Source organism: Acinetobacter bouvetii DSM 14964 = CIP 107468, assembly GCF_000368865.1.
GTDB lineage: Bacteria > Pseudomonadota > Gammaproteobacteria > Pseudomonadales > Moraxellaceae > Acinetobacter > Acinetobacter bouvetii.
The window spans coordinates 13,203-30,135 of record NZ_KB849726.1 but is presented as its reverse complement, the minus strand read 5'-3'; the positions used below and the strand labels follow the sequence as shown (position 1 = coordinate 30,135).

The 16,933-nt window shown below is 46.6% G+C and carries 19 protein-coding genes; 12 read left to right on the top strand and 7 right to left on the bottom strand.

The window, feature by feature from the left end; translation table 11 throughout:
• The first annotated feature begins 6 nt into the window (after positions 1-6).
• A complete protein-coding gene (locus tag F941_RS03135; protein ID WP_005007783.1) occupies positions 7-2,139 on the top strand; it encodes a 3-hydroxyacyl-CoA dehydrogenase NAD-binding domain-containing protein in 2,133 nt (710 codons plus the stop codon).
• A 155-nt stretch (positions 2,140-2,294) separates the two neighbouring features.
• Here F941_RS03135 and F941_RS03130 read toward each other — a convergent pair whose 3' ends face one another.
• The gene (locus tag F941_RS03130) at positions 2,295-2,768 is read right to left on the bottom strand and encodes an Lrp/AsnC family transcriptional regulator (protein WP_005007781.1); all 474 of its coding nucleotides are present in this window, start codon (positions 2,766-2,768) and stop codon (positions 2,295-2,297) included.
• 137 nt (positions 2,769-2,905) lie between these two features.
• Here F941_RS03130 and F941_RS03125 point away from each other — a divergent pair, with 137 nt between their 5' ends.
• On the top strand, positions 2,906-3,538 hold the full coding sequence (locus tag F941_RS03125; RefSeq protein ID WP_005007778.1) for a LysE family translocator: 633 nt from the start codon (positions 2,906-2,908) through the stop codon (positions 3,536-3,538).
• A gap of 138 nt (positions 3,539-3,676) precedes the next feature.
• On the top strand, positions 3,677-4,012 hold the full coding sequence (locus F941_RS03120) for a hypothetical protein (RefSeq protein ID WP_005007776.1): 336 nt from the start codon (positions 3,677-3,679) through the stop codon (positions 4,010-4,012).
• Positions 4,013-4,098: 86 nt separating this feature from the next.
• Here F941_RS03120 and F941_RS16450 read toward each other — a convergent pair whose 3' ends face one another.
• From F941_RS16450 to F941_RS03110, 3 genes are all read right to left on the bottom strand, one after another.
• Complete coding sequence (locus F941_RS16450) at positions 4,099-4,236, bottom strand: hypothetical protein (protein ID WP_018572669.1); 138 nt, start codon at positions 4,234-4,236, stop codon at positions 4,099-4,101.
• 135 nt (positions 4,237-4,371) lie between these two features.
• A complete protein-coding gene (locus F941_RS03115; protein ID WP_005007775.1) occupies positions 4,372-4,818 on the bottom strand; it encodes a GNAT family N-acetyltransferase in 447 nt (148 codons plus the stop codon).
• A gap of 9 nt (positions 4,819-4,827) precedes the next feature.
• The gene (locus F941_RS03110; protein ID WP_005007773.1) at positions 4,828-6,048 is read right to left on the bottom strand and encodes a class I SAM-dependent methyltransferase; all 1,221 of its coding nucleotides are present in this window, start codon (positions 6,046-6,048) and stop codon (positions 4,828-4,830) included.
• A gap of 103 nt (positions 6,049-6,151) precedes the next feature.
• On the opposite strand from F941_RS03110, the gene trhA reads away from it, so the two are divergent.
• Both trhA and F941_RS03100 read left to right on the top strand, forming a co-directional pair.
• The gene (gene trhA, locus F941_RS03105) at positions 6,152-6,799 is read left to right on the top strand and encodes a PAQR family membrane homeostasis protein TrhA (protein ID WP_005007771.1); all 648 of its coding nucleotides are present in this window, start codon (positions 6,152-6,154) and stop codon (positions 6,797-6,799) included.
• A gap of 142 nt (positions 6,800-6,941) precedes the next feature.
• The gene (locus F941_RS03100; RefSeq protein ID WP_005007770.1) at positions 6,942-8,255 is read left to right on the top strand and encodes an MFS transporter; all 1,314 of its coding nucleotides are present in this window, start codon (positions 6,942-6,944) and stop codon (positions 8,253-8,255) included.
• Positions 8,256-8,336: 81 nt separating this feature from the next.
• Here F941_RS03100 and F941_RS03095 read toward each other — a convergent pair whose 3' ends face one another.
• Positions 8,337-8,684: a hypothetical protein gene (locus F941_RS03095; protein WP_005007768.1), complete on the bottom strand. Its 348-nt coding sequence runs from the start codon at positions 8,682-8,684 to the stop codon at positions 8,337-8,339.
• Between the two features lie 164 nt (positions 8,685-8,848).
• Positions 8,849-9,859, bottom strand: a complete 1,011-nt coding sequence (locus F941_RS03090) for a metallophosphoesterase (protein ID WP_005007766.1) — start codon at positions 9,857-9,859, stop codon at positions 8,849-8,851.
• A 103-nt stretch (positions 9,860-9,962) separates the two neighbouring features.
• Here F941_RS03090 and F941_RS03085 point away from each other — a divergent pair, with 103 nt between their 5' ends.
• A complete protein-coding gene (locus F941_RS03085) occupies positions 9,963-11,588 on the top strand; it encodes a phospholipase D family protein (RefSeq protein WP_005007764.1) in 1,626 nt (541 codons plus the stop codon).
• A 37-nt stretch (positions 11,589-11,625) separates the two neighbouring features.
• Here F941_RS03085 and F941_RS03080 read toward each other — a convergent pair whose 3' ends face one another.
• Positions 11,626-12,438: a lysophospholipid acyltransferase family protein gene (locus F941_RS03080; RefSeq protein WP_005007762.1), complete on the bottom strand. Its 813-nt coding sequence runs from the start codon at positions 12,436-12,438 to the stop codon at positions 11,626-11,628.
• A 378-nt stretch (positions 12,439-12,816) separates the two neighbouring features.
• Here F941_RS03080 and hflX point away from each other — a divergent pair, with 378 nt between their 5' ends.
• The 6 genes from hflX to F941_RS03050 all read left to right on the top strand — a co-directional run bounded on the left by hflX (position 12,817) and on the right by F941_RS03050 (position 16,873).
• A complete protein-coding gene (gene hflX / locus F941_RS03075) occupies positions 12,817-14,145 on the top strand; it encodes a ribosome rescue GTPase HflX (RefSeq protein WP_005007758.1) in 1,329 nt (442 codons plus the stop codon).
• Between the two features lie 43 nt (positions 14,146-14,188).
• The gene (locus F941_RS03070; RefSeq protein ID WP_005007756.1) at positions 14,189-14,560 is read left to right on the top strand and encodes a hypothetical protein; all 372 of its coding nucleotides are present in this window, start codon (positions 14,189-14,191) and stop codon (positions 14,558-14,560) included.
• Positions 14,561-14,570: 10 nt separating this feature from the next.
• Entirely contained in the window at positions 14,571-15,245 is a 675-nt protein-coding gene (locus tag F941_RS03065) for an LrgB family protein (RefSeq protein ID WP_005007753.1), read from the top strand.
• Between the two features lie 88 nt (positions 15,246-15,333).
• Complete coding sequence (locus F941_RS03060) at positions 15,334-15,780, top strand: DUF2147 domain-containing protein (RefSeq protein ID WP_005007752.1); 447 nt, start codon at positions 15,334-15,336, stop codon at positions 15,778-15,780.
• 140 nt (positions 15,781-15,920) lie between these two features.
• Entirely contained in the window at positions 15,921-16,370 is a 450-nt protein-coding gene (locus tag F941_RS03055) for a DUF2147 domain-containing protein (protein WP_005007750.1), read from the top strand.
• 50 nt (positions 16,371-16,420) lie between these two features.
• Positions 16,421-16,873 (top strand): DUF2147 domain-containing protein, encoded by a 453-nt coding sequence (locus tag F941_RS03050; RefSeq protein ID WP_005007748.1) that lies wholly within the window; start codon positions 16,421-16,423, stop codon positions 16,871-16,873.
• Positions 16,874-16,933: the final 60 nt, after the last annotated feature.

Genomic DNA, 16,933 nt, shown 5'->3' with positions numbered 1-16,933 from the left:
AGAAAAATGAGCGCAATTCAATTTGAAAAAAATGCCGACAATATCGTTATTTTGACGCTGGATTCTCCAAACCAGTCGGCCAACACCATGAATGCCGACTTCCGCACTGCACTGGCAGAAACGGTAGAAAAACTGCAAGCAGACGAAAATATCGCAGGGATTATTTTCCGCTCGAACAAAAAAACCTTCTTTGCCGGCGGTGACCTAGATGAACTGATTCAAGCCACACCTGAACATGCAACTGAATTCTTCAACATGATTGAAGATATGAAAGCCAAACTGCGCTATATCGAAACCCGCGGCATTCCTGTAGCAGCGGCACTGAATGGCACGGCGTTGGGCGGCGGCTGGGAGCTGGCGATTGGCTGTCATTACCGTGTCGCACTCAATGATGCCAAGGCTAAATTTGGCCTGCCTGAAGTGACTTTAGGCCTGCTGCCGGGCGGCGGCGGTATTGTGCGCATGGTGCGTTTGCTCGGCTTGCAGAATGCTTTTCCATTTTTAATGGAAGGCAAACAGTTTGCTGTCGATAAAGCCGAGTCGCTCGGGCTGATTCACGACACAGCCGAATCTGAACAAGAGCTGCTGGACAAAGCCATTGCTTGGGTCAAAGCTAATCCTAAGTCGCAGCAGCCCTTTGATGTGAAAGGCTATAAAATTCCGGGCGGCACACCCTCCACTCCTGCGGTCGCGCAAATGCTGGCGATTGCCCCTGCGATGCTGCGTGATAAAACAAAAGGCTGCTACCCTGCGCCTGAAGCCATTATGGCTGCCGCGGTTGAAGGCGCTCAGGTCGATGTCGATACCGCGCTTACGATTGAATCGCGCTACTTCACTTATCTGGCGACCGGCCAAATTTCTAAAAATATGATCGGCACCTTCTGGCATGGCCTGAATGCCATTAAATCAGGCGCCAGCCGTCCGAAAGATGTGGCGAAATGGCAAGCCACTAAAGTCGGGATTTTGGGTGCAGGCATGATGGGTGCAGGCATTGCTTATGCCACAGCATCGAAAGGCATTGCTGTGGTGCTCAAAGATGTATCTGTTGAAGCCGCTGAAAAAGGCAAAGCCTACAGCCAAAAGCTGCTGGATAAAAAAGTTTCACAAGGCCGTTTAAGCGCAGAAAAGCGTGATCAAATTTTATCGCTCATCCATGCCACAGCTGACGCTGCCGATTTGCAAGGCTGTGACTTAATCATTGAAGCGGTATTTGAAAATCAGGAACTGAAAGCCAAAGTCACTCAAGAAGCTGAACCGCATCTGACCGCTGAAGGCATTTTTGCCTCGAATACATCAACCTTGCCGATTTCTGGCTTGGCCAATGCTTCAAACGACCAAGCCAAATTTATTGGCCTGCATTTTTTCAGCCCTGTCGACAAAATGCAGTTGGTCGAAATCATCAAAGGTAAAAACACCTCAGCAGAAACACTGGCCAAAGCCTATGACTATGTGCAGCAAATTGGCAAAACCCCAATTGTGGTCAATGACAGCCGCGGTTTCTTTACCAGCCGCGTGTTCGGCACCTTTGTACAGGAAGGCTTGCGCCTGCTGGCAGAAGGCGTGCATCCTGCGCGCATTGAAATGGCAGCGCTGAAAGCCGGCATGCCCGTTGGCCCATTGGCGATTCAGGATGAAGTTTCACTGACGCTTTCGGAGCATGTGGCAAACGAGACCCGTAAGGCCCTGCAAGCCGAAGGCAAAGACCTGCTGCGCTCAGGTGCTGATGATGTCATTCAAACTATGATTCATGAATTTGGCCGCAAAGGCAAAGCTGCCGGCGCGGGTTTTTATGACTATCCGGAAGGCGGCAAAAAGCATCTTTGGGATGGCTTAAGCAAATGGCAGAAAGACAATGACATTTCAGAACAGGAAATGATTGACCGCTTCCTGTTTGTACAGTCACTGGATACTTTGCGCTGTCTTGAAGAAGGTGTTTTAGAGTCAACTGTCGATGGCAATGTCGGTTCAATCTTCGGCATTGGCTTCGCGCCTTGGACAGGCGGCGCTTTGCAGTTCTTGAACCAATACGGTTTAGAAAAAGCTTTGGTCCGCGCCAATACGCTTGAAGCGAAATACGGCGAACGCTTTAAAGCGCCGCAATTGCTGAAAGATAAAATCGGTAAAGCTGAGCTGATTTAATCCACGCATCTCTGCATTCAAAATCAGATTCAAAAAGGAGCTGCGGCTCCTTTTTTTCGTATTTTATTCTAAGAAAAGATGCCTGCGCCGTCCCCCGCAAATCAGCGCAAAAAGACCACGGGACTATACTTAAAACGCGAAAGCATTTGAGTGACTTAAAACTTATTTTGCTTGACGGGGAAACCCGCAAACGGTTTCAGCTCTTTTAAAATAAACATGCTTTGCATTTCCTTAATGCCTGGCAAGCGCCGAATCACCGACATCGAAAACTCGGCATAAGTGTCTAAATCAGGCGACACCACCTGCAGCAAAAAGTCAGCATCTCCGCCCACGCTGTAACATGCCACTACATTCTCCAGCTCAGCGACTTTTTCCTCAAATTTCCGCGCTTCAGCTTCACTATGGCTGTCGATGCTGACGCGGATAAACACCATGACGCCTAGGCCTAATTTTTTGCGGTCAAGCAAGACGCCATAACCGCGGATCACCTGCTCGTCTTCCAAGCGCTTGACTCTGCGCCAGCACGGTGAAGCAGACATACTAATCTGCTCAGACAGCTGCTGATTGCTGGTGCGGGAATCCTGCTGTAAAAGGCGCAGTATTTTTTCATCGGTGCGGTCTATTTTCATTTAGGGAACAACCTGCCTTTTTTATTTAATTTATAAATAATTTATACCCTAAAAGCATTAAATTTTAAAATAAATAGATCAATTCCACCTGTCTGTTTGCCGAACAATAGGGCTGTTTGCACACTGGAATAAAGCCCATGAATTTACTGATGCTGCTCGGCAGCTATACGTTTACTTTAGCGCTGGCGGCGCTCATTCCCGGGCCCGGCATGACTGGGCTGCTGTTTAAAACCCTGAGCCACGGCTCAAGCCATGGCCTCAAAATGCTGGCTGGGCTGGTCACTGGGGACCTTCTCTATCTGATGCTGGTTTTATCCGGACTCAGCTGGCTGGGACATGCATTAAACAGCATATTTGCATCTGCGCTGATCCTTTGCGCATGCGCCTATCTGCTGTATTTGGCTTACCGTTTTTGGAATACAGCGCTGTTTTTTGATATGCAGGGGGAATCTTCCAATAGGTCATCCAGCTATAAAGAAGGCTTGCAGATTACGCTGGCCAACCCCAAAACCATCTCCTTTTATTTAGCGCTGGTTCCATCCATTTTAGGCACGGCTGCACTGCAGCCTGCGGTGCTGAGCGCAGTGGTGCTGCTGACCGTTGTGACCTTATTGGCTGCCGGCAGCCTGTACATCTTCAGTGCGGCTAGAATGAAGGATTTGCTGCGCAGTCCAAGCGCGCTGCGAACTTTGCTCAGAGGAACAGCGCTCATCATGGCTGGGTTTGCCTGCAGCGGCATTTTTTTAGAAGGTTCCCGCTTGATGTACTAAGTAAAATGTGCACCGTATTCAAGGGCTAAGTGAAAACCATAAAAAAATCATGGTTATCTGATAATTCCCCATCACGCGCCAATCCATGTTATAAAGTAACAAATATTTATTCTTTTTATTTTGACTGAGTAGGCTGTTATGACAGATCAATCATCTCCTGAAAAATCACCTTGGGGCTGGAAAGCGCTCATTATTGCCTGTATTTTAGGTGCAGTATTCATGGGTTTCTTTTGGCTGGCGGTCAGCAATGAGCCAGACTATATGCCAAGTCAGCAGAAGAAAGACAATACTCAGCAGCATGCATTCAAGAATGCGCCTGCAATGTCTCAGGAACAAATGGCTGAAGCGCAGCAGCAGAAAGAAGCCCGTGAAGCCGCTCAAAAACAGTCAGCAGCGGACATGAACATGACTGAAGGTGAACATGCGCATATGGATGATATGCAGCACGAAACTGCACCTAGCCATGGTCACTAAACTGTAAATAAAATTCAATAAAAAAGCACTGTTCATTCAGTGCTTTTTTATTTTCGACCCTTGATCAGCAGCTGGAGGCTCATTTTTTACTTTAACAAAGATGCCTTCATTTGCTGCATCGCAGACTGCATTGCTTTGGCTTTATCCTGCGGCTGCAGATCGGTGCCTTCTGCATCAATAAACTCGACATCATCAATACCGACCAGCCCCAAAAAAGCAGTCAAATAGAGTTAACGGCATCGGCTGCCAAACATTGATGAATACCGCCTCTTGAACTGAAAACAGTCGCATTTTTGCTCTTACACACCCACATCAAACTTGATCTGATCGCCCACAGTACAACAGCATCGGATTGATGCTTAGCCACTGTGATGCGCGGATGATGAAAGTTTCAAATACATCTCAATATGCGCAATGCCGCAGTCCAGATATTCATCGCCCTGCACCTGAAAACCCAGACCTGCATAAAACTGAATGGCATGCACTTGCGATGACAGCTTTAAAAATTCACGCTGTTCAGATTTCGCCTGCTGGATAATGGCGTGCATCAGCAATTTGCCAATGCCCAAACCGCGGTGTGACTTCAACACCGCTACCCGGCCAATGCTGTTGTTTTGCAATAATCGTGCAGTCGCAATGGGCTGATGCTGATCATAAACCGCAAATTGCAGGGATACGGCGTCTTCTGCATCCCATTCATCTTCTGGGGTAATCTGCTGCTCCTGAATAAACACTGCGTCCCGAATCGGCTTAATCGCCTGCTGCAAGGCATCCCATGATCCCGAAACAATCTTAAATTGGCTCATTTTCATTCCTCAGCACTTGCAGCCAATATCCTGCTGATCCCATTGATCCTGCAGCAGCAGCTCTAAAGAATGCTTCTGAATGCCGTACATCTGTTTCAAGGCCTGAATTTGCGCCAAAACCTGCTGATCCGGCGCTTGATAATCTTGACGCTTGGTGGCCAGAATCATTTTATTTTTACTGGTATGTTCCAGTGCCACAAATTCAAAGACTTTGGTGTCATAGCCATAAGCTTTGAGCAATAAAGCACGGATGGTATCGGTCAGCATTTCCGCCTGCTGTCCAGCATGAATGCCGAATTGCAGCATCGGCTTCAGCACTTCAGGACTTTTCAATTGTGGGCGCAATTCTTTATGACAGCACGGCGCGCACATGATCATTTGCGCATTTAAGCGGATACCGGTATGAATGGCAAAGTCAGTAGCCACATCACAGGCGTGCAGGGCAATCATGACGTCCAGCTGTTCTGGATTATAGGTCCGTACATCGCCCTGAAAGAAATCTAACTGCGTGAAGCCTGCTTCAGCCGCAACGTGCTGGCAAAACGCCACCATTTTAGGATTGAGCTCCACCCCTGTGACAAATGGCGTCTGGCCGTGTTTGGCCAGATAATCATATAAGGCAAAGGTTAAATAGCCTTTGCCTGAACCGAAATCCACTATGTGTAAGGGTTTTTCAGCCGGCTGAATTTGTTCTAAAGCCCCCGCGCAAATTTCAACAAACTTATTAATCTGCTTCCACTTGCGTGCCATGCTTGGAATAATCTGCGCTTTGGCATCGGTAATGCCCAGCGGCTGTAAAAATTGGCTGTCTTGATCGACATAACGCTGTTTAATTCGGTCATGCCCCTGCTGTTCCGTACCATCTTTAGATGCCGATTTATTTTTACTGAGGGTCAGCATGGCTTTTTTCTTATTTTTTTTCAGCTGCAGTTCTTCATCTAAAGTCAATAAATTCGCCTGTTTGCAATGCTGAAGTAAAGCGGCCACCTGTGCCGAAGCCTCCCTTAAAGGGTAGTTTTTAGTGACATCCTGGGTTTTATAGCGATACAGGCAGCTCAATGCCGGCTCATTTTGCAAAGAAATAACCCGCAAGGTTATTTTTTCCAGTTGTGCGAGTTCACCCTTATACTGACTCAGGATTAAGCGTTCAAAACGCTGTGCATCAACGGCTTGCTGAAACGCATCGAGGAATTGCTGTTCCTGTGGGAAGATCGAAGCCGAAGCAGACATATATAAAACCTAAAAAGAATTGCTGTTAAAGTTTAAATCTTCTTACACGAAAAGCAAAATTGAATTACTATACATATGTATATTTAAATATGAGCGACATTAAATGACGAATAACGCTCCGCTTGTTCAAGACTATGACCAGTTTGAAGAACGCTTGAACTTTCTCAGCCACGGCCTTGGCGCAGTATTATCCATCATTGCGGGTATTTTATTGATTATAAAGGGATCATACCTGCCTGCTGGGCAATGGTTTGGGCTGTGGGTCTATGCGTTGAGCATGATTCTGCTGTTCTCTGCATCAACGCTCTACCATATGGCAACCACTGCTGACCGCCGCTACTTTTATAAAAAACTAGACCATACCGCCATCTATTATTTAATTGCAGGCACCTACACGCCTTTTCTGGCGATTGCCATTCCAACGGCAAAAGCCCACTATTTGCTGATTGCCTTATGGGTCATTGCCCTAATTGGCACACTATTCAAGTTAATATTCATTAACTCTTTCCATAAAATTTCACTGATCGCTTATTTGCTCATGGGCTGGCTGGCGATACTGGTCATTGATGATATGCAGCGCTTCCTAAGCGCTCAAGCTTTGACCTACCTCATCATTGGCGGGCTTTCTTACACCGTCGGCGCATTGTTTTATGCATTAAAAAGAGTAAGATATACCCACGCTATCTGGCACATTTTTGTACTGATAGGTGCAGGATCACACTTCCTGTCTATCTATCTATACGTGATTTAATCATCTCATTCTTCATTTCAGCGACCCTGAGCGAGCGGAATAGAGGCGATTGCTGTTGTTTTTTTAAGAAATTACGCCTTTTTTAAAAAGATTGCGCTTTTAAAACTAAGCTTTTTTATTTTTAGTAAGTGTAAGGTCTATCATGGCGTCAACAAATACAGCTGCAGCTCAAGAGCCGGCAGCCAATTCAAAATTCCGCGTACTTACAGCCAGCCTTGTAGGTACAACAATCGAATTCTTCGATTTTTATATTTATGCAACAGCCGCTGTGCTGATCTTCCCGCATTTGTTCTTCCCTGCAAGCACAGATCCTACAACTGCCACCATTCAGTCTTTAGCGACATTCGCGATTGCCTTTATTGCCCGCCCGATTGGCGCGGCATTCTTCGGCCATTTAGGCGACCGTATTGGACGTAAAGCCACTTTGGTTGCCGCTCTGCTGACCATGGGCATATCGACCGTCAGCATTGGCTTGCTTCCAACCTACGCGCAAATTGGCATTGCTGCGCCGTTATTGCTTGCACTTTGCCGCTTAGGCCAAGGGCTTGGATTAGGCGGCGAATGGTCTGGCGCTGTCCTGCTTGCAACTGAAAATGCGCCTGAAGGCAAACGCGCCTGGTATGGGATGTTCCCGCAATTGGGTGCGCCGATTGGTTTCATTTTAGCGACAGGCTCATTCCTGACCCTTGGCGCATTCATGTCTGAAGAAGACTTTATGCAATGGGGCTGGCGTATTCCATTCATTGCCAGTTCACTATTAGTAATTGTGGGTTTATGGATCCGTTTAAAGTTGCATGAAACCCCTGCGTTCCAAAACGTGTTAAACAAGCAAAAAGAAGTCAACATCCCGTTTAAAGAAGTCATGACCAAACACTGGGGCATGCTGATTCTGGGTACAATCGCCGCGATTTGTACATTCGTGGTGTTCTATTTAACCACCGTTTTTGCCTTAAACTGGGGAACAACCAAACTTGGCTATTCACGCGCTGAGTTCTTAGAACTTCAATTGCTTGCAACGCTTTGCTTTGCTGCCTTTATTCCGCTTTCTGCAATACTGGCGGAGAAATTTGGCCGTAAAACCACCTCTATCGCGGTTTGTATTGTTTCTGCACTATTCGGCTTAGTGTTCTCTTCGATGCTTGAATCTGGCAGTACCGTTGTGGTGTTCCTATTTCTGTGTATTGGTTTATCCATCATGGGCTTAACCTATGGCCCGATCGGCACTGTACTGTCTGAAATTTTCCCAACATCAGTACGCTACACAGGTTCGGCTTTGACTTTTAACTTAGCAGGCATTTTCGGCGCTTCATTTGCACCTTTAATTGCAACCAAGCTTGCCACAGAATATGGCCTATATGCTGTTGGCTACTATCTCACCGCGGCATCACTGCTTTCACTTCTTGCCTTCCTGGCAATCCGTGAAACCAAAAATGATGATGTAAACAATCAAATCTAAAGCTGGTTTCAGCATGCAATAAAAAAAGCCGATGCAAAATGCATCGGCTTTTTTTATTGCTGGGCTGGCCTATTGAACAGCTTATAGTGACTGCTGCAGATCCTCCATCATCAGCTGATAAGTATCTGAAAATACTTCCCGGTCGCCCCCTGAATTATAGAAACTCGGCACAATATAGGTCACCGCCTGCTGATGATCCTCAGTGAAATACAAGACATTCACCAAGGGTTCAATGTCTGCTTCAGACAAGCCATTTTGCGCAGCCAGCTGCTGAAATTTTTGATAAAAATCGGCAGAAAAAGATTGATTTTCGACTTGAGCAGCTGTGGAAAAGTCCTGTACCAGCTGATTTAACCCCTGCTCCAGCTGTGCTGACTGCAGCTCAGAGAGTCCAAATAACGTTCCAACTTCCTTATGAAATTCTGACATATTGTTCTACTCTTATTATTCACTATGCTTTGTGTTAAAGCCGGAGCTTCAGAATCAGCAGATATGCACGCCTTTCAGGCAATGCCATGCTGCCGCTTCATTTAAACTTTGCGTTTAACTATTTTAATATAATGTGAAATACGTCTACATAACAAGCTAAAAAATCAGATTAATTCAATAATATCAATTGTTGGCCGCACCCTGAATCGGAAAGGCACGCCAACCATGCCGGTGCCCACGGTCACAAAGACATCCGCATGCTCATGCTGATACAGCCCTTTTTTATGGCCCAAAATAGAGACCTTTTTCATCACAAAGTCGGTTAGCCACGGCAGCTCAACTTGCCCGCCATGCGTATGCCCTGACAGCATTAACGGCCGGGTCGGAAGCGCAGGCACCATATCTACGGTATCCGGGTTATGCGACAAAATAATCCATGGCTTGTCCTGCGGCAATTCCGGCATAAAGCGCATATCCGCCTTGCCAGCCCACAGGTCGCCAATGCCAATCAGTCTGAATTCATTGAATTCGACCACCTGCCCTTCAATATCCATGACATTGTTCTGCTGCAGCGCGCCTTGCAATAATTGCTGAATAGGCGGTCCAGGATACTGCTCATCATGATTGCCATTCACAGAGTATACGGGCGCTTGAATCTCTTTGAGCACCGCCAGCTCTTCCGCCAGTTTATTTTCAGGTTCATAGGTCCAATCCCCGGCTACCACCACCAAATCCGGCTGGGCTTTATTCAGCTTTTTCACAATCAGCTTTAACTGGCGCTCATGGCCTGAAAATAAGCCGATATGCAGATCGGCAACCAAAGCGATTTTCACAGGCTTCAGCATCGCTTTATCGTCATGCAGCTGATAGCGTGTTGTTTTCAGCTGAATAAGATGCGGTTCTATAAAGCGCGCATAGCACAGCACGCCGCTGACCAAAAACACAAAAACCGCTTCATGCGGAAAGTAATAACCGCTCCAACCTGCATATATGCTGAAAAAAAACAAAGGAATAAGCAAATATGACAAATAAAAAGCCAGCAAATGCACAAAAGCTTTAAAAGGATGAATGGTTTCCGTGCGCAATTGGCTCAGCCACGCCTGAGAAATCCCCCAGAGCGCCAGCAGCCCCATACCAATATAAAAATAAATCACAACGGAATTTTGATCCCACATACGAATACTCAACAAATTGACCAGCTGGAATTCACCGACCTTATATTTATCTTTTCATAGCTCGCAATTATACTCAATTCTAATTTTTTGATTTTCTGCACGCATGATCAATACCGCACATGGCATTACGGGCGCTGTAAAGCCGCTGAATTATTCTAAATCAGCAGCGGCTGCACTCGGTTTCAGCTTGATTTTAGGGCTTCCTGCATGCTCGACGTTGCCCAAGCAAACCGTGCAGCCTATGGAGTATGCCTTCAGCACCCCCACTGAAGCGACCGCCTTGGCAAAAATTGTCCTGCCGCTGCGCGATGCCAATCCGGGCCTAACAGGCTATCATGTGCTTTACGACCCGCTGGAAGCGCTGGCGGCCCGTATGGAGCTGATCAATAAAGCCGAAAAATCGTTGGATCTGCAATATTATATTTGGGACAATGACAAAATCGGCTCGATGGCCCTGCATTCCATTATTCAAGCCGCAGACCGCGGGGTCAAAGTCCGCCTGCTGATTGATGACAACAATGCAAAAAAAATGGAAGGCATTTATCTGGCGCTGGATCAGCATGCCAATATCGAAGTCAAACTCTATAATCCTTACCGCTTCAGGCATTACCGCGCGATGGATATGCTCTTAAACTTAAAGCGCATCAACCGCCGCATGCACAATAAAAGCTTTATTGCCGACAATCAGATCGCCTTGATTGGCGGGCGCAATATGAGCAATCAATATTACAATTTCAGCGACAATTATCAGTTTTCAGATGTCGATGTCATGCTGGTCGGCGCGGCTTCAGACGAAATCATTCATTCTTTTGATGAATACTGGAATGATGACTATGCATTTCCAGTCAAGCAGCTGGTCAATCCGCGCCATTATACCCTGCGTTTTGACGGGCTGAAGCAGCAGCTGAATGATTTCAATCAGGAAATTACCATACAAAACTACCTCGACTTGGCCAACCGGTCGCATGCCTTTGACAAATGGCTGAATAATCAAATTCAGTTCGACTGGGTCAAAGCCGAAGTGGTCAAAGACTCGCCAAGCAAAATTAAAGCCAAAGCAAAAAAAGAAGAGCATCTCAACTTTCAGCTGCTGAACCACTTAAGCAATCCAGAACAGAGTGTGGATATTGTGTCGGCCTACTTTGTGCCGGAAAAGCACGGCGCAAAAAAACTGAATGACTTAAGTCAGAACGGCGTGCAGGTTCGTGTCCTGACCAACTCATACAAAGCCAATGATGTCCCGCTGGTGCACGCTTTTTATCAAAAATACCGTCAGAATTTATTGGAAAATGATGTGCAGCTGTATGAGTTTCTGTCCAATCCCAACGCGGAAAACCTGAATATCAATACCGATGAACTGGCCAGCAAAGCCAAAGTCAGCATCAAAGGCCTGAGCCGTTCCAGCCTGCATGCCAAACTGATGGCGCTGGATGAAAAACAGGTGTTTATCGGTTCTTTTAACTTTGACCCGCGCTCAGCCTACTTAAATACCGAAATCGGGGTACTGCTGAACAGCCCGTCTTTGGCGCGCGCAGTTCATACCACGATGGATCAGAACCTCAGCAAATATGCCTATAAGCTGGTTTTGGACGCCAATCAGCACATCAACTGGAAAATTAAGCTGGAAAACGGTCAAACCCGTACTTACTATAAAGAACCCAAAATGAAATGGTGGCAGCGCGCCGGCATGAAAATCATCTCCTGGCTGCCGGCAGAAGGCTTTATGTAAGCCTTTTATCGGGCATTAAAACAATAGCAAACGCTGCCTATCCTGCAGGCTGATTCAGCACCAGCGCATGCAATTTCACCAAACCTTCAGTCATTTTCAGCTGAACTTCCTGAGTCAGGCTCTCCACGGTGTGCCCGGCCGTATCAATCGCCGGCAGCGCCATCAAATGCGCTGTGACTTTCGGCATTTCCAGCACGCTCTGCACATGCTTGGCAAAAGAAACTTCATCGACATAGGGCGCAATCATATCCAGCTGCCCCTGCTGATTCACATAGCAAATCAGGCAAATCTGCACAGGCCGCTGCGCTTCAATCGCCGCCCCAAGCAGGCGTCCATGCACTTTTTTTATCCGCGTGCCATCCGATGTCGTCGCTTCTGGAAAAAACAGCACGGGGCTGTCCTGCTTTAAAAACGCCGTCATTTGCTCACGGATTTTAATGGAATCGCCAGAACCGCGCTTGATGAATAACGTCCCGCCGCCTTTCGCCAGCTTACCCAGCAAAGGCCATTTTTCTATTTCAGCTTTGGCCAAAAAGAACACCCGTGCGCCCGAGCCCAATACGGCCACATCCAGCCAGGAAATATGATTGCTGACCCATAATGCCGGACGGCGCGGGATCTCGCCATGCACTTCAACTTCAATATTGAAGACCTTGCACAGTTTGCGGCAAAAAAACTGCACATAACGCGTATTGGCAGGATTATTCGGATCTTTATACAGCTGATAGTAATACACCAGATAAAAACCTTCAGCTATCGCGCCAATCGACGCAATCACCTTGCGCACATACAGGGAAAAGCGCGAGAACCCTTTTAAATTTGACGATGTCGGTGCAGCAGATTCATTCATACAGTTATCACTAGTCACAAAACGGCTAAATTTTTAACCACAATCTGCATAGCATACTATACCGAAGCGCACCACTTTGCATTGATCATAAAAACCGAAACTGGGCATCAGCATTTCCCATTTCCATCGATCATATAAATATTTAAAAATATTATTATCGTTTTTACAAATAGAAAGCCCCTATGAATGATCAGCACAGCAGTAAAACGGCAGCGCCTTATTGGGCTGCATTAACATTCATCGGCGCCGCATCCACCATATACAGCGCGCTGATAATTATTTTTGCGCATGGCTTTTACAGCACAATTTAAATTCAGCATTCCCCCGCTCCAGCTCATTTTCGCCTAGAATAGTGTTTTAGTCAGGAGGTTTTGCAGATTGGATCATTTAAAGCAGCAGCGCGGTGAAAAGGTTATCTTGGTCAGTGTTTCGGTACAAATGCTGGAAGATTTGGATGCCGAAGAATTTCATTTGCTTGCACAGTCTGCAGGCGCTGAAATTTTAGAGCACGTTCATGCGCAGCGCATCAGACCTGATGCCAAACTGTTTATTGGTTCCGGCAAAGCCGAAGAAATTGCAGCCCTTGCAGAACAGCATGAAGCGGATCTGGTGATTTTTGACCATGCGCTGACCCCGGCCCAAGCGCGCAATCTGGAAAAAATCATGCATTGCCGCGTGGTTGACCGCACCGAATTGATTTTAGATATTTTTGCACAGCGCGCGCGCACCTATGAAGGCAAGCTTCAGGTTGAACTGGCACAGCTGCAGCATCTGTCTTCCCGCTTAATCCGCAGCCGCGGCGACTTAGACAGTCAAAAAGGCGGCATCGGCTTGCGCGGGCCGGGTGAAACGGTTTTAGAAACAGACCGCCGCCTGCTGCGCATCCGCATGGGACAGCTGAAAGCTAAAATCGAAAAAGTCAAACAAACCCGTACGCAGGGCCGTGTCGCCCGTCAAAAAGCCGCCGTTCCAACGGTGTCTTTAGTCGGCTATACCAATGCCGGAAAATCAACCCTATTCAACATTCTGGCAGACAGTGATGTCTATGCGGCAGATCAGCTGTTTGCGACACTGGATCCAACTTTACGGCGCTTGAATTGGGATGGCATCGGCAATTTAGTTTTAGCCGATACGGTGGGCTTTGTCCGCAACCTGTCGCACTCTTTAGTAGAGTCTTTTAAAGCGACGCTGGAAGAAACCGTTGAAGCGACTTTACTGCTGCATGTGATTGATTCCAGCAGCCCAGACATGCTGGAACAGATTGAAGCGGTCGAAAAAGTGCTGAAAGAAATTGGCGCAGACGTGCCTGTGCTTCAGGTGTACAACAAAATTGATGCCACGGGCGAGCAGGCCAAAATCATTTATACGGCGCCGCACCAGCCCGGCCGTGTCTATATCTCGGCGCATACGCAGCAGGGCCTAGACCTTCTCAGGCAAGCCGTGCATGAATGCCTGATGGGCAATATCCAAAGTTTTGAACTGAAGTTAAAACCCGCGTACGGCAAGCTGCGCAATCAGCTGTATGAACTGAATGTGATTCAGTCTGAACAATATGATGATCAAGGCAATCTGCATCTGCATGTCATCATGGCGCCACATAAATTAGAACAGCTGATTAAACAGGCGCATTTGCCTATCTCTGAAATTTTAGGCGACCGCGCCCGCCTATTTCAAAAACCGCTTGAAGAATTTGAAATCAAAGACTAAATCGGTTAAAACGTGATTAGTTAAATTTTAATGAAAGATCAAAATGGACTGGATCAAGCGCATCGACTGGAAAGCATGGATAGGTACAATTGCTTTAATTATCATCTTCCGTGAAGGTGCCGTCTGGGTTATGAAACAATTCGGCCACCCGGAACTGGGCAATTTAGCCGGCCTCATCAGCCTGCTGTCGGTGCTTGCTTTGTGGCGAAAATTCAAGAAAATTCCAGCAAGTTTAGTCGATACCAACAACAAGATTATGAAAGAAAGCGCTTTTGCCTTTCTGCCGATCAGCGCAGGCTCACTGCTGATGATGATGCATTTGGGCGATGAAACGCCGATGTTCTTAATCGTCCTGTTCGTCAGCACCCTCATCCCGCTCTGGGTGTATGCAAAAATGTCCAAGAAGTGGCTGTAGGAGAATCAACATGCTTGCAATAATTTCCGCATTCTTCATCACATTGATTGCCTATCTTGCGGCCAAACCGATTAATAAAAAATTACCGCAAATTCCAGTCATTGTGATTGGCATGTTTTTTGTGATCGGCATGCTGTACCTCTTTGGCATCCCTTATGAAAACTACATGGCGCAAGTGAACCCGCTGTTCAACACCTTACTGGGTTATGTCACGGTGGCCTTGGCGATTCCTTTAGCGGCGATGCGCTATGATGATTTGCCATTAAAGGCGGTAGGCGGCATTTTAGTCTTTGCCAGCATCAGCGCTGTTGCCTTGCCGATGGGATTGGCGTACCTGCTTCACTTATCCGATCCGACCATTATGGCTTTTGCAACCCGGGCAGTGACCACCCCGATTGCGATTAACATCGCCGCGCTGCTGCATTCGCCGGTGCCGCTGGTCATCTTAATTGTGATTCTTTCCGGCGTAATTGGCGCTGCTTTTTCCCCTTTAATTTTGCGGCATATCAACGATGAACGCGCTTCCGGCTTAGCGCTGGGACTGGCTGCGCACGCCATCGGCACAGCTCAGGCATGGCAGCGCGGCAGTGTGGCTGGACGCTACGCCGCGTTTGGCATGGCCGTGAATGCGGTCTTTACCGCTGTTTGGCTGCCCTCATTTATCTTTTTCCTGCAAAAAATGTGACTGAACAATCATTTTTAAACAATTGTTTTGCCTAAAAATCCAGCATATGATCAAGAGACGTTTTTCATATTAAAAAAGGATGATTTTGATGGGAAAATTTAAATTGACCGCTGCGCTAATGCTGAGCAGTTTTTCAAGCATGCTTTGGGCCAGTGATATTTCGGGGCTATGGAAAAATATTGATGACAAAACGGGCTCTTCAAAAGCAGTCCTGGAAATCCGCCAAGAATCTAACGGCACTTATACGGCTAAAATTATCAAAGTCACGCCGCGCCCAGGCTATACGCCTAAAGAAACCTGCGTCAACTGCCCTTCACCCTATACCAACAAACCGATTCTCGGCTTAGATGTATTGACTGGGTTAAAGCCAAGCGGTGAAAACAACTATGCCGGCGGGAAAATTCTCGACCCGCTTTCAGGGAAACTTTACAGCACCAAAGCGAAATTAAGCCCAAATGGCAAGCGTATAACTCTGCGCGGCTATGTCGGAGTTTCAGCATTAGGCCGCAGCCAAACATGGATACGTCAGGATTAACCGCAACCGCGCAGCTGTTTTTTATTAAAATGCGGTTTTAAAATATTTTTCTAAAGCTCAGTTGCATAATAGCTTCACCTTGCATAGCATAAAATTAGATTCAGAAATTGGATTTCAGGCGATAAAAAGGAAGAATAAAAATGCAGAGAAATATTATATGGGCTTCATTCGCAGGTTTACTTTCATTCAGTTCTACACTCTTTGCCCAAGATCTTACGGGAATTTGGCAGCAGATTGATGACAAAACAGGATCCCCTAAGGCGCTGATTGATATCCGCAAAGAACAAAACGGGACATTTACCGGAAAAATCACCAAAATCACGCCGCGTCCCGGCTATACCCCGCGTGAAAAATGTGTCGATTGCCCTTCCCCTTATACCAACCAGCCTATTCTTGGCTTAGATGTTTTTAAGAATTTAAAATCTGACGGTGAAAATGTGTACTCTGGAGGGAAAATCCTTGATCCGCTTTCAGGTAAAATTTACAATTTGAAAGGCAAGCAGTCAGCTAACGGTAAACGCTTGCTTTTAAGAGGATATATTGGCATATCCGCGATTGGCCGTACACAGACATGGATTCGCCAAGATTAAAGTTTTATATCCATATCTGTTTATTTTGTGACGAATCATTTAGGGGTTTTATGAAGCGGAATTTGAAATTGGGGCTCCTTTTGCTTGGCGCCGCATTTAGCGGTTCAGCATTAGCGCAGGACTTAACAGGCACTTGGCAATCTATTGATGATAAAACAGGGTCGCCAAAAGCGGTTATTGAAATCCGTAAAGAAGATAATGGCACCTATACCGGTAAAATTGTCAAAATTACGCCTCGACCGGGCTACACACCTCAAAAGACATGCAATGACTGTCCAGCGCCTTACAAGAATCAGCCTATTTTAGGCATGGAGATTCTCAAGGGCTTAAAATATGTTGATGGCACTGGCAATTACGAAAAAGGCCGTGTCATCGATCCGCTTGCAGGAAAAGTGTACAACGCAAAAGTAAAACTGAATGCGACTGGCAAACGCCTGACTTTACGCGCCTATATGGGGGTTTCAACCTTAGGCCGCAATCAAACTTGGCTGCGCATTGATTAATTTTATTTCAAAAAAAAGCCGCAATTATTTGCGGCTTTTTTTATTGTTTCTGCTTTTTAC

Excerpts from the sequence above, each read along its gene's own strand:
- F941_RS03135 (WP_005007783.1), top strand. The coding sequence starts at position 7 with ATGAGCGCAATTCAATTTGAAAAAAATGCCGACAATATCGTTATTTTG.
- F941_RS03130 (WP_005007781.1), bottom strand. The coding sequence starts at position 2,768 with ATGAAAATAGACCGCACCGATGAAAAAATACTGCGCCTTTTACAGCAG.
- F941_RS03125 (WP_005007778.1), top strand. The coding sequence starts at position 2,906 with ATGAATTTACTGATGCTGCTCGGCAGCTATACGTTTACTTTAGCGCTG.
- F941_RS03120 (WP_005007776.1), top strand. The coding sequence starts at position 3,677 with ATGACAGATCAATCATCTCCTGAAAAATCACCTTGGGGCTGGAAAGCG.
- F941_RS03115 (WP_005007775.1), bottom strand. The coding sequence starts at position 4,818 with ATGAGCCAATTTAAGATTGTTTCGGGATCATGGGATGCCTTGCAGCAG.
- F941_RS03110 (WP_005007773.1), bottom strand. The coding sequence starts at position 6,048 with ATGTCTGCTTCGGCTTCGATCTTCCCACAGGAACAGCAATTCCTCGAT.
- trhA (WP_005007771.1), top strand. The coding sequence starts at position 6,152 with ATGACGAATAACGCTCCGCTTGTTCAAGACTATGACCAGTTTGAAGAA.
- F941_RS03100 (WP_005007770.1), top strand. The coding sequence starts at position 6,942 with ATGGCGTCAACAAATACAGCTGCAGCTCAAGAGCCGGCAGCCAATTCA.
- F941_RS03095 (WP_005007768.1), bottom strand. The coding sequence starts at position 8,684 with ATGTCAGAATTTCATAAGGAAGTTGGAACGTTATTTGGACTCTCTGAG.
- F941_RS03090 (WP_005007766.1), bottom strand. The coding sequence starts at position 9,859 with ATGTGGGATCAAAATTCCGTTGTGATTTATTTTTATATTGGTATGGGG.
- F941_RS03085 (WP_005007764.1), top strand. The coding sequence starts at position 9,963 with ATGATCAATACCGCACATGGCATTACGGGCGCTGTAAAGCCGCTGAAT.
- F941_RS03080 (WP_005007762.1), bottom strand. The coding sequence starts at position 12,438 with ATGAATGAATCTGCTGCACCGACATCGTCAAATTTAAAAGGGTTCTCG.
- F941_RS03070 (WP_005007756.1), top strand. The coding sequence starts at position 14,189 with ATGGACTGGATCAAGCGCATCGACTGGAAAGCATGGATAGGTACAATT.
- F941_RS03065 (WP_005007753.1), top strand. The coding sequence starts at position 14,571 with ATGCTTGCAATAATTTCCGCATTCTTCATCACATTGATTGCCTATCTT.
- F941_RS03060 (WP_005007752.1), top strand. The coding sequence starts at position 15,334 with ATGGGAAAATTTAAATTGACCGCTGCGCTAATGCTGAGCAGTTTTTCA.
- F941_RS03055 (WP_005007750.1), top strand. The coding sequence starts at position 15,921 with ATGCAGAGAAATATTATATGGGCTTCATTCGCAGGTTTACTTTCATTC.
- F941_RS03050 (WP_005007748.1), top strand. The coding sequence starts at position 16,421 with ATGAAGCGGAATTTGAAATTGGGGCTCCTTTTGCTTGGCGCCGCATTT.